The following is an 11,557-nucleotide window of genomic DNA, read 5'->3' as shown; positions in this document are numbered from 1 at the left end:
GGGCTCCGGACGATCCGGAACCCGCCGTCGATTCATGCACGGTCAGTAGGTCGCGCGTCCGCCGCTGATGTCGTAGACCGCGCCGGTCGAGAAGCTGACCCGGTCGGAGCAGAGCCACGCGATGAGCTCGGCGACTTCTTCGGCACGACCCGGTCGTCTCATTGGAATGAGGCCGGTGATTCTTTCAAGTACCTCGGCGCTGGTGTTGTCGTTCATTGGGGTAGCGATTACCGCTGGCGCGACGGCATTGATCAGGACCCCCGTTGTGGCCACTTCCTTACCGACGGATTTCGTCAGGGCGATCACTGCCGCCTTTGAGGCCGAATACGCGGAGAGTTGAGGGTTCCCGTCCTTTCCGGCCATGCTCGCGAGGTTCACGATCCGACCCCACCGACGCTCGATCATTCCAGGCAAGAAGGTGCGCATGGTTGCCACAGTGCCGATCACATTGATCTCGAGAACATCGCGCCACTCTTTGGCGGTTGTATCGATGAGAGCGCGATTCGGGCCGACGATCCCTGCGGAGTTCACGAGTACATCAACGACTCCAATCTCCGTGCCTGCAGCCGCCAGCGCGTCCTGATCTGTGATGTCGAGGCGAATGTCGGCATCGCCGCGACGATCGAGCGTGATGACTTCGTACCCTTCGGCCCGTAGACGTGTTGCTGTGGCTGCGCCGAGACCGCTCGCGCCGCCCGTGATCAGGGCGCGCCTCATCGCGCGCCCACTACCACTTGCCGCTGAACGCCGAGGCCCGAGATCTCGAGCTCCATGACGTCACCAGGCTTGAGCCAGATGGGCGGATTCCACCCCATGCCCACTCCCGGGGGTGTGCCTGTATTGATGAGATCCCCGGGCTCCAGCACCATGAACTGCGAGACATAGCGGACGATGAAGTATGGGTCGAAGATCATCGTGGACGTGTTGCCTGTTTGTCGCCGCACGCCGTTCACGTCGAGTCGCATGTCAAGCATCGATGCATCAGGTATCTCGTCCTTGGTGGCAAGCCATGGGCCGATCGGGTTGAAGGTCTCGGACGACTTGCCTTTCAGCCACTGTCCACCTCTCTCAAGCTGAAACGCTCGTTCGCTGACGTCGTTGACGAGGACCCAGCCCGCTATCGACTCCCGGGCGTCATCGTCTGACTCAAGGTACGAAGTTCGAGCACCAATGATGATGCCGAGTTCGACCTCCCAATCGGTTTTCGTCGCTCCGCGGGGTAGCCGCACATCATCGTAAGGTCCGACCGCGGTGTTCGGTGATTTGGAGAACAGGATCGGTTCCGCAGGAACTGCCTGCCCGGTCTCTGCGGCGTGATCAACGTAGTTGAGACCGACGCAGATGATCTGGTGCGGTCGTGCGATGGGCGATCCGAGACGTTGGTTACCCAGCTTGCGCACTTCGGCGGCAGCGATGCGCACCCGAACAACCTCGGCGAGAGAATCGAGGCTATCGTGCGCGAAGAAGTCGCCGTCGAAATCTTCGACGACGTCGCCGAGATCGACATAGTGTTGCGGGTCGATGAGCGCAGCGGGACGTTCGTTACCGAGAGCGCCGATTCGAATCAGTTTCATAGATGGACTTCCTTCCCGATGACCGTTGAGTTTCACGGTTGCTCATATTATGCTCCAATAGAGAATAGAAATTCGCACTCAGGGAAGAAGTGATGCTAGGTACTCCGTTTGAGAAGCACGACGTCGTTCGAGTCGCAATCGTCGGTCTCGGTTCGCGTCAGTCCACGCTGCTGTCATCTCTCGTGAAGATCGCGGGTGCGCGGGTCGAGGCGCTGTGCGATCTCAACGCGGATCGCGTGTCCAAGTTCGCCGAGAGCATCAGAGTTGCTGGTCATGAGGTCCCCCACCTCTACTCCGGCCCCGATGCGCTGCAGAACCTGCGCGCCGATGCGGGACGTGTCGATCTTGCGATCATCGCCACCGCGTGGACGGATCACGCATGGATTGCGATTGATCTCATGAATGCCGGTCTGCACGTGGCCGTGGAGGTTCCCGCGGCTGTGACGATCGAAGACTGCTGGGCTTTGGTGGATGCTTCTGAGCGGACGAAGCGCCATTGCGTCATGCTCGAGAACTGCAGCTACGGCGACGAAGAACTTCTCATGCTCAACATGGTGCGCGCGGGAGTCTTCGGCGAACTCGTACATGCGGACGCCAGCTACATCCATGACCTCCGAAACTATTATCTCGAGAAGCCGTGGCGCCTGCATGCTCGCGCGATTCGAAACGGCAACCTCTACCCGACGCACGGGCTTGCCCCGGTCGCAAACTATCTGCAGATCAATCGGGGTGACCGCTTCGTGACCATGGCGTCGCTCAGTTCGGCTGCCATCGGGCTTCAGTCGTACTTTCGCGAAATCGGTCATGAGCCAGAAGAGGCGTATGTGGCCGGCGACATGAACGTGTCGATTCTGCGTACCGCTCGAGGACGCACTGTCATGCTCCAGCACGACGAGGTCAGCCCGCGCCCCTACAACCGGCACAACGTCATCTCGGGTGACAAAGGTTACGCAAGTGGATTCGCCAATGAGGTCTACCTGCAATCGGAGATTCCCGCACTTGGCATCCCGGTGAGCCACGATCCGCAACCGTTGGACGCTATGCGAGAACAGTACGAGCATCGATTCTGGGCGCTGAACCGTGAGCAGGCGCTCCTCGGCGGCCACGGCGGGATCGACTACATCATGTTGTGGCGCCTCATCGACACGATGCTGAATGGACGAGAGCCCGATATGGATGTCTATGACGCCGCTGTTCTGAGTTCGATTGGCCCGCTCAGCGAGCGGTCGAACGGCGAACTCGCCTTCGTTGACGTGCCCGATTTTACGCGCGGTCGATGGGCGGATGAACGAGTGGCGTACATGTGATCTGGAGTCCTTCGCAGCCATGGAAGAGCCAAACAGAGGAGACCCGATGTTCGATGTGCGCGACTATGGAGCAGTAGGTGACGGAGTCACCGATGATTCCGCCGCTTTCGCTGCGGCTCTGGCCTTGGGCGATACCTACATGCCCGAAGGTACCTACAAGCTCGAATCGACCGTCACCATCCCAGCGGGCAGGCAGCTGATGGGATCAGGTGCTAAGACCTCGACGATCCTTGTCACTACCGATATCACCGCGTTGAGTTGGACGGGCGGCCAGGGCGAGTCGCTACGCAACTTCCGGTTGCGATCCTGGTTCGTGGGAACTCGCGCCGTATGGGACATCGATGTGACGAACCCGACCAAGACCGTCTTCGAGGATCTCGAGATCGACGGCGCCACCGGCGTGTCAGGAACTTGCGGCATTCGACTTCGTGGAGACAACTCTGCCCCCGGTGCTCACTTCATGCCGCAGCTGACGCGGGTCTGGATCAGGAACGGGCGCCTGGTCGTCAATCAAGTGAGCGACGGACATATGTCCGACAGCTATGTCTGGGCCAACAACATCGTGGACGGGCCCGCGATCGAACTCTCGAACATCGCTGACGGCTGGTCCTTCAATAATGTCGATACTGTGCCCGGAACAGGAAGCGGCGCCTCATATAGCTTCACGAATGTGCACAACGTCGTCATCAATGGCGGTTACTCAGATGGCTCGTACAACGACATCATGACAGGTTATGGTATCAAAGCCATGAACTCCGGATTGATCTTCGTTGCCGGATGGCGGACGTACAACCTGGGGCGCACGGGGATTCATCTCACCAACACCCACAACTGTTCGTTTAGCACCATCGGATTCCAGCAGAGCAATAAGGCTGATGGCGGATACCCGGACATCGAGTTGATCGGCTCGAGTGGAAACACATTCCACGGTACTGAGCACTCCCAACCTGTCATCCATTCGGCAAAGGGACAGATCTATCGGGAGGATACCGGTTCGAACCACAACTCATTCGACAATGCCGCGATCGTCATGGTGTCCGGAAACCAGTACGGGACCCCCTATTTCCAGGGGAATCCTGCAACGATCGGCGCCTCCTGCCGGCCACGATCCCTATGGGCACGTCACGCGAGTGCAGCGAACGTAATCTTTCCTCCTGCTTCAATGCTTTCAATTCCGGCACCCGCCGCGTGGCCCGGATCGGAGACCGTGATCGCGCACCGCTTGCACATTCCGACGGGGGCGGTGTACTCGCTTGCCCAGTTTCGGGTTGATTCCGGTTCAGGCGCAATGCAGGTCGCGCTGCTGAAGTTGGGGTCGGGCGGATCATGGACTCGCGTCCTCACCTCAGGGAGCGTCGCATGCGCGACAGGCGATAAGGTCCAGGGGATCTCAGCTGCGTATGTCGAGGCCGGCGAGTACGCGCTTGCGCTGTGGTGTGACAACGCCACTGCGACCTTCAGGTACGGCAGCAACTCCGGGCTCACCGCCTCGCGGGCTACGGCATCATGGGTCAGCGCAGGGGGGATCGGCGTCTCCGGAGTGCTCACCTGGGGCTCACCTCGGTATGTTGGCGGACTCGCTCTGGCGAACTGATCCCGGTTCTGAGTCAATCGCCGACGACCGCACAGCTGGGAGGAGAAACAAGTGATCAGCCGTCGAGGGTTTCTGCAAGCGTCGGCCGTCGGGCTCGGCCTGAGTGCCGTCTCCGGCGCGTCTGAGTTTAGAGTTGGCGCCGACCCGCGCCATTTCAACTACGAGTTCGCTCTCGAATCTCCCGCGCCTGGCATCGCTTCGGGGGTCGCGTTGTTCGCACACGTGGCACCCCGCCTGGGGGCGTGGTTTCCTCTCGCCGGAATGGTGAATGACCCAAGCAAGGGCACGGTCGTTCACCTCTACCATCGTCAGCGGTATGTGTACGTTCGCAAAGCGCCAAGTGTGAGCCCCATGGAGGTGACGGCGCTCGATACGCAGTCATTCACGCTGACCACGGTGCGCGGTCACCGCGATGGTGCGGGGGTGCACACACGCTTCTCGTTTTCACGACGCACACTGACGGTGAGTGGAACAAAGTCCGATGCCTACGAGGAGAGCCAGCAGTGGTCCGCAAGGCAGACGTGGCGAGAGTTCGCCAACTCCATCTCTGCCGCAGGAGTCGGCAGCGCCTGATGACCTACAACTTCAGCCGCGCCAGCGACAGCCTATCGAAGCCGGGACGCGTCGACACGGCCCTGATCACTCCACGGCCGCCGCATCGGCAGGACCTGAAGCCACCGCACAGATCGGCCGGCGAGCGGGACCGACAGCCCTCGGGAGGGCAGAGGGCCGTGGGTTGTCTTCTCCCCGCTCCAGAGGTCGACGGCCGAGATGCCGTACTGCGCGTCCACACCCGCGGCCTCGAGCGCGGCGATCGGGACGTCAACGACTTCCTGATCATCGCTCCAGTTGATCACAGCGATGCGAGCGGGCTGACTATGCCCCAAGCTGGCTGAGGAGTTGACCCAGATTCGGGGAGCAGGTGCACTCAGCAGGTCCCATGGCGTAGCCGCAGTTGGGAGTGGCGGAAAGGCCAATCGTGTGAGTTCTCGTCTCTCCGCGGTGAGACGACTGAGGTCATCTCCGAGGAACGTGATCCCTCCGGCCGCGGCGACGATGGTTGTCCAGACTTGCGCCTCGGCAACGGTCGGGCTGAACGAGTCTGAGATCCCAGGGAGAGGCCGATCCCGCACGATGAGGACGTCGGAATCGTTCCAGCCAATGCGTCCGTTGAATGCGTATCGAAGCGCAAGGCTGCGAGCGCACATCAAGACGAGTTCCCAGGAAGAGGGGCGGTCAGGAAGCGGGGCGTCGCCGTAGTTGCGACGCGTGATGTCAGGCGTCATTCGATTCGCATCGATCAGGTCGCCTGCGCTCGCGACCAGTGGTGCGGCGCACCCGAGGATGAAGCAGTCCTCGCCGACTGCGCGCCGTACGGTTCTGAGCGCTCGACGGTATCCCTCGACGGCGGTTACCCCCGAATGACGAACCACGTCGTGGCCTCGACCTGGCCGGTCTGGCGAGAGCCCGCGATCCGTGACCAGTGCGCGGATGAGGAAGTCGAGTTTGACGAACTCGTAGCCCCACTCATGACGGACACGGTTGAAGAGCTCTTCCAGCCACGCGTGCACCGAATCTGATCCGAGATCGAGGGCGAATCGAACTGTCTCTGCGTCCTCGACGACATCGACGCCGGCCCCCGTCGCGCCCTCGGCCGCGTGGTCCCAGATCGCGGTTCCCATTGTCGCCACAGGTCGCCCGTCACTCTGACGAAGAAGCAGTTCCGGACGTTCTCGAGCGAGCCGTGAGGTGGCGGAGACGAGAAGCGGGGAGAACCACAGTCCAGGGGCGAATCCTGCCTCGCGGATGCGGTCTGCCAGCCATTTCATGCCGTGGGGGAATTTGGAGTTGGGTTCCCAGTCCCCCCAGCCGCTTTCCGGGTACCACCCCGAGTCGATGACGACGTACTTGGGGCGCGCGTACGAGTACTCGCTAGCCAGCGTATCCAGCTGTCTCAGGACGTCTTCTTCGGTCACCTCTCCGTAGAAGCAATACCAGGACAGCCAGCCCGTCGGGGGTTCCGCAAATCGCGAGCGTACTCCCATCAGCTCAGAGCAGGCATCGCCGTATCGAGCCAGAACTTCGTGAGCGCTCGGGCCCGTGATCAGTACAAGAGCTTCGCTGGTGATGGTTTGTCCAGGCTCGATCGCAATGGCGTCGGTGAGACAAGTGGCGACGAAACTCAGAGTCGTGCTGGAGGTCCGGGTCGTGCGCACCGATGTAAGGAATCGAGTGGACGTTGCGTAACCCGTGACAAGGTGTCGCTGGCCGTCGAGGGAGACGACTGCGACATGCTCGGAACAGTATGAGCCACCGTCCGGGACGCTGACGACTCCTACGTCGAGATCGGTTGATTGCAACCCCAGCTCTAGTACGCGAACGTCGTCGGTGGGGGCGATTCGAGCGCGCAGGATCACGTCGATCCAGTTAACCTCCACGGGATGCTCGCCGTTGTTCTCGACGACAACTACGAAGCGGTCTTCGCCGCTGTCTCCAGTCGGTCTTAGGGTCCACGCGAGACTCGAGGTGTCGGATGCTTCGATCTGAACTTCGACGATTTCGGGATGAAAGTGCGACATTGTCATTGTCCCAAGTTCTTGGCGGTGAGGCTGAACGAAGCCAGGGTCGGAGACGCTGCGCGTCACAGGCTTGGGCCCGTGAGCGACGCTCGGTTCTGGGGCGAGCTGGCCTCACCCGCCGCGCTGAAGACCCGGGGCGAGGTCACTGTGACATGGTGTGTGCCGGGTGAGACGAGTCCTCCGGTGTATGCGAGATCGTTCAAGACAATGCGGGAACTCTCCGTCGTAGCCAGATCGAGGACCGCCTCGGAACCGGGAGGAACGACAAGATCAATCTCTAGGTCGCCGTCTTGGATCGTCCAGGACACCGATGCAGTGCCCAATCGCGTCTCGATGCTTGCTCGCGCCCAGGGGATCTGACGGCATGGTCGCGGGGCGACAATCATGGTTCTGTAACCGGGAGAGCGACGTGTTGGCGCCAGGCCTGCGACGGCCCTGTACATCCAGTCCACGACGGCGCCGTACGCGTAGTGATTGAACGAGAGCATCCCGTCAGAGCCATCGCTTGCAGCCAAGGTGTGACCGGCGGGATCGAGCGCGTCCCATCGCTCCCAAACCGTCGTCGCCCCCATTTCGACTTGGTACAACCAGGACGGCGGCTGTGAGCGGAGAAGCATCTCGTACGCCTCGTCGAAGTGTCCAGCGCCCGCGAGGGCGTGAAGCACGAGCGGTGTGCCGAGAAATCCGGTCGCGATTCGTCCGCTTCGGTCACGCACGCCTTCCGCGAGCCGCGCACCGATGTGCTCGCGCTCTGCGGGCGGAGCGATGTGTAATTCGAGGGCAAGGGCTGCTCCCGACTGTGTATCGATCGCTTCCTCCCCCCATCGGCTCCAGGTGAGCTCTGCTACCCGCGCAGCCAATTCACGCATCAAGACCGCTCGCGTCGCATCACCGACCAGCTCCTCCGCGTCAGCCAGCAAGCGAGCACTGTGAGCGAAGAACGCGTTGGCGACGAATTCTGCCGGAGCTTTCGCTTTCCAAGGCGCGTCCGCGGGCGCGTCCGGATCGAGCCAGTCACCGAACTGGAACTCCGCCGGCAGAAGATTCCCCGCTGATCGGATTTCGAGGTGCGACACCCATCTCCGCATGCTCTCTAGCTGGCGAATGAGGATCTCATCGCTTCCATATGACTCATAGACCGCCCACGGCGCGATCGTTGCGACGTCCGCCCAACCAGCTCGCCCCGAAGTCCAGGTCCGATCATCACCCGTGCCCACAGCCGCAAGGATGTTCGGCACGACCGAGGGGATCGATCCGTTGTCATCCTGCTCGAGAGCGACATCACGCATCCAGGACAACCAGAATGACTCCACGTCGAACAGTGTGCACGCTGTGGCCGCGAAGACTTGAGCATCCCCCGTCCAGCCGAGACGCTCATCCCTCTGTGGACAATCGGTGGGGAGGCTCACGAAATTGGCTCGTTGCGACCAAACCACGTTCGAGTGAAGCTGATTGAGCCGATCATCCGCGCACGCGAACTCAGCGCGCGGCCTGTCCGCACTGGAGATCGCAACGGCCGTGGCACTCACGACCGAAGCACCGACGACCTCAGCGAATTGGAAGCCGTGGTAGGTGAGGTGCGGCTCGAGGACCGTCTCGCCGTCGTGGGCGAGGACATAGGAGTCTGTCGCTCGTGCCGAGCGGAGTGATGCCGTGTGGAGTGCGCCGTCCGGTTCGAGCACCTCGGCGTGACGCACGACGACCTCGTCGCCGCTTGAGCCGACGACGACCAGGCGGAGCCACCCAGCGATGTTCTGCCCTGTATCCACGAGGGTACTTCCCTGACGGGGCGCAATCTGCGCGCCCCACTCTCCGACCGTGCGAACGCCGGTTGTGACTCGAGGCTCCAAGACGCTCGTGTCGACTGGGGCGGGTCGCGCCGATTCCCAGCCTGAGTCGTCAAATCCGGCGCTGTCCCACCCGCGCTGCTCGTGGCGCAGGTCGACGGCGACGCCGTCGTATAGGCCCGCCGATTGGATGGACCCACGCGCAACTCGCCACTGCTGTGAAGACGCGACACGGATCAGCGAACCATCGACGCACTCCACGTCGAGTTGGAGCAAGGCGGCATTCTCGTCGCCGTAGATCTCCTGCCTGCCGTCCCACCCGAGTCGGCCACGGTACCAGCCGTCGCCGACGAGCGCTCCGATCACGTTCTCACCGCTGTGCAGGAGATCGGTGACATCCCACGTTCCGACGAGGAGTCGCTCAGAGTAGGGAGTCCATCCTGGCGTGAGGTGCTCGTCCGTCGCATTCTGCCCGTTGAGGCGGATCTCGCCGATGCCCCAGAAAGTGCCTGTGAGTCGAGCCATCCGCGCAGTGGTAGGCAACGTGAAACGATGGCGTAACAGCGTGGCGTGTCCTCCGGTCAGGCTTCCTCCTCCTACGGGTCGTGCGGTGATGTCATTGGAGACAAGCGCCCCCTCGACCTCGAGGGCGTCACTCCATCCCGTCCAGCCGCGTCGAGTCGCAACACGGACGGAGTAGAGGCGACGCTCACCCGAGCCGAGTGCGGGCCCGGGTGCAGGGATGCCGATCGATGCGTCAGAGGAGACCGGCGGGTTGATTTGTACGCTTTCGTTCGACCAACGCACCTGGTATCCAAGTTGGGGGTCTGGTCGCGATTGTCGCCACGTCAGTCGAAGCCCTTCGGAAGGCACGCCAATCATCCCCGGCGGATACTGCGATACGACGCGCAGGAGCCGATTGTCGGTGTCGATGATGTCGAGGCTGGGGAGCGGCTCAGGCACGACCGAACACCTTCCGCACGGCTTCCAAGTAGGCGTATCCGTGGCGGGAGTCCGGAAGGAGCGATGACCCTTCCGTCCACTCGTTCCATGCATTGATCGTCACCACGGGATTCGGGGGGCGGTGCTCGTTCAGGAACGACTGTGCGGCGATGAGGCCCGCCGTAAACTCCGTCGGTGACGCATCGAATACCGGATACCAGGGGTAGTCCGCGTGCTCGTAGACGGCGTCCTGCCGCGTGCGGGCGCTCGAATCCCACCCGACGGTGACATTGGGATAGAACGGCACTGGCAACGTCGTGGCGTAGTCGTCGTACTCCTGGAAGGACCGGTTACGAAGGCGCTCGATGTCGCCCTCAGGAAACGGATGCGCGCCTAGGTCATCATGGTGGATCCAGACGTAGGAAGTGGCCGAGCTGAACCCGAGCTGCTCTAGCAGTCGCTCAGGCTGTTCGAGGGCGATTGCTCCAGGAAGCACTCCAATGCCCCAGACCACGGCGTCGAGGTGGAGGTCTGGAAATCCGTGCTCGCGGGCGAGATCCCTGAACCATGCCAAGGCATTGGCAGTCTCTGCCACGCCACCGAGACCTTCCAGCAGCGACCCGATCTGGTATATGGACAGCCAGGGCGCACCGTCAATTGTGAGGTACGAGTCGTGCGAGAAGTACCTCTCCAGCGCGACGTGGGCGAAGCGCTCGAACGACGTCCGTGATATTGCCCCCGTGCGGAGTGTCCGGTGATCTGCTCCGGGCGCCTGTGACGGGAAGATGTTGACGAGATCGTGGTTTGCCCACATCAACGCGAATCTGACCTCATCGATGTTGGGGGCCTTCAGCAGCCCGTCATCGAGCGCGCGCGACAGATATGGACCGTCGTCGTACCAGTAGTAGTCGACGAGGAACCCGTCGACCCCGTGCGAGCTCGCCATCGCGATATCGCGCGCAGCTTCGTTCGGGTCGGATTCGTCGCGATGTCCGAGCAGTGGCACACGTGGTTGGCGATGGCCCGGGAAGCGGGGACGCGCGTCGCGCACCAGGTCCCACTCCGTCCACCCGCGCCCGAACCACGTGTCGTTCTGCGGGTCTTGATGCCAGTCCGGAAAGTAATAGGCAAGTACCAGCGGTCGTGTCATGAGCCCTCCTACCAGCCGACTTAATCGCTCTGTGAGAATAGCAGTTCTCTTGTCGCGAAGCGACAAGCGACAGATGAACATAGATGAGACGAAGTCGCTCGCATTCGACGTCGTGGTTGCGGTGGCGGGCCCGCCGGTGTTGCAGCACACCCGCGAAGGCCGCCAAGATAGCGTGCGCTCTGGATGACGCCGGCGTGGACGCCATCGAGGTCTCGCACGGCGGAGTGATCGGAGAAATCGAGACTCACGGCTCGACATTGTCTCCCGCTGAAGAATGCGTCTTTCGAGCCGCAGCGCGGGGCGTCCAATGCCACAGGCGCCGCGGTGACCACGCACGCTTTCCTGTACCCCACCGGCGTCGACCCACTCGAAATCCTGTAGGAGGAGGGCGTGGACCCGAACCGCATCGCTATCGGCCACGTCGACATGTTCCTGGACCACCAGTACCTGACCTCGCTCCTCGAACGCAGTGTCCTCCCTGCAATTCGACACCTGCGGTCGCGAGCACTTGTTCCCGGATTGAGGGGGCGCCGCCAAGTGTCCGAGAAGTGTCCGGAATACCCCGAGCGGAGCGTTTCTAACGAGTTTTCGGGTGACTCCCGTGTATGCGAGTCGAAGGTCGCA

The 11,557-nt window shown here is 62.0% G+C and carries 8 protein-coding genes; 3 read left to right on the top strand and 5 right to left on the bottom strand.

Going from position 1 to position 11,557, the window contains the following annotated elements; all coding sequences use genetic code 11:
- Positions 1 to 42: 42 nt before the first annotated feature.
- A complete protein-coding gene (locus QF046_RS08360; protein WP_307368364.1) occupies positions 43 to 717 on the bottom strand; it encodes an SDR family NAD(P)-dependent oxidoreductase in 675 nt (224 codons plus the stop codon).
- Positions 714 to 1,574: a fumarylacetoacetate hydrolase family protein gene (locus QF046_RS08355; RefSeq protein WP_307368361.1), complete on the bottom strand. Its 861-nt coding sequence runs from the start codon at positions 1,572 to 1,574 to the stop codon at positions 714 to 716. Before QF046_RS08355 ends, QF046_RS08360 begins: the two co-directional genes overlap by 4 nt.
- A gap of 92 nt (positions 1,575 to 1,666) precedes the next feature.
- Between QF046_RS08355 and QF046_RS08350 the strand changes: the two genes are divergently transcribed.
- The 3 genes from QF046_RS08350 to QF046_RS08340 are packed head-to-tail and all read left to right on the top strand — an operon-like array spanning position 1,667 to position 5,048.
- The gene (locus tag QF046_RS08350; protein WP_307368358.1) at positions 1,667 to 2,881 is read left to right on the top strand and encodes a Gfo/Idh/MocA family protein; all 1,215 of its coding nucleotides are present in this window, start codon (positions 1,667 to 1,669) and stop codon (positions 2,879 to 2,881) included.
- A gap of 46 nt (positions 2,882 to 2,927) precedes the next feature.
- The gene (locus tag QF046_RS08345) at positions 2,928 to 4,475 is read left to right on the top strand and encodes a glycosyl hydrolase family 28-related protein (RefSeq protein WP_307368355.1); all 1,548 of its coding nucleotides are present in this window, start codon (positions 2,928 to 2,930) and stop codon (positions 4,473 to 4,475) included.
- Positions 4,476 to 4,526: 51 nt separating this feature from the next.
- Positions 4,527 to 5,048, top strand: a complete 522-nt coding sequence (locus QF046_RS08340; protein ID WP_307368352.1) for a twin-arginine translocation signal domain-containing protein — start codon at positions 4,527 to 4,529, stop codon at positions 5,046 to 5,048.
- A 32-nt stretch (positions 5,049 to 5,080) separates the two neighbouring features.
- Here the strand turns inward: QF046_RS08340 and QF046_RS08335 are convergent, their stop codons facing one another.
- From QF046_RS08335 to QF046_RS08325, 3 genes are all read right to left on the bottom strand, one after another.
- On the bottom strand, positions 5,081 to 7,060 hold the full coding sequence (locus tag QF046_RS08335) for a glycoside hydrolase family 36 protein (RefSeq protein ID WP_307368349.1): 1,980 nt from the start codon (positions 7,058 to 7,060) through the stop codon (positions 5,081 to 5,083).
- Between the two features lie 56 nt (positions 7,061 to 7,116).
- The gene (locus tag QF046_RS08330; RefSeq protein ID WP_307368346.1) at positions 7,117 to 9,366 is read right to left on the bottom strand and encodes an alpha-L-rhamnosidase; all 2,250 of its coding nucleotides are present in this window, start codon (positions 9,364 to 9,366) and stop codon (positions 7,117 to 7,119) included.
- Between the two features lie 430 nt (positions 9,367 to 9,796).
- The gene (locus tag QF046_RS08325; RefSeq protein ID WP_307368343.1) at positions 9,797 to 10,933 is read right to left on the bottom strand and encodes a glycoside hydrolase family 99-like domain-containing protein; all 1,137 of its coding nucleotides are present in this window, start codon (positions 10,931 to 10,933) and stop codon (positions 9,797 to 9,799) included.
- Positions 10,934 to 11,557 lie beyond the last annotated feature (624 nt).

It is taken from the genome of Microbacterium sp. W4I4 (assembly GCF_030816235.1).
Taxonomy (GTDB): domain Bacteria; phylum Actinomycetota; class Actinomycetes; order Actinomycetales; family Microbacteriaceae; genus Microbacterium.
Note: the sequence above shows the minus strand (reverse complement) of the source record. Positions and strands in the feature narration are given on the sequence as shown.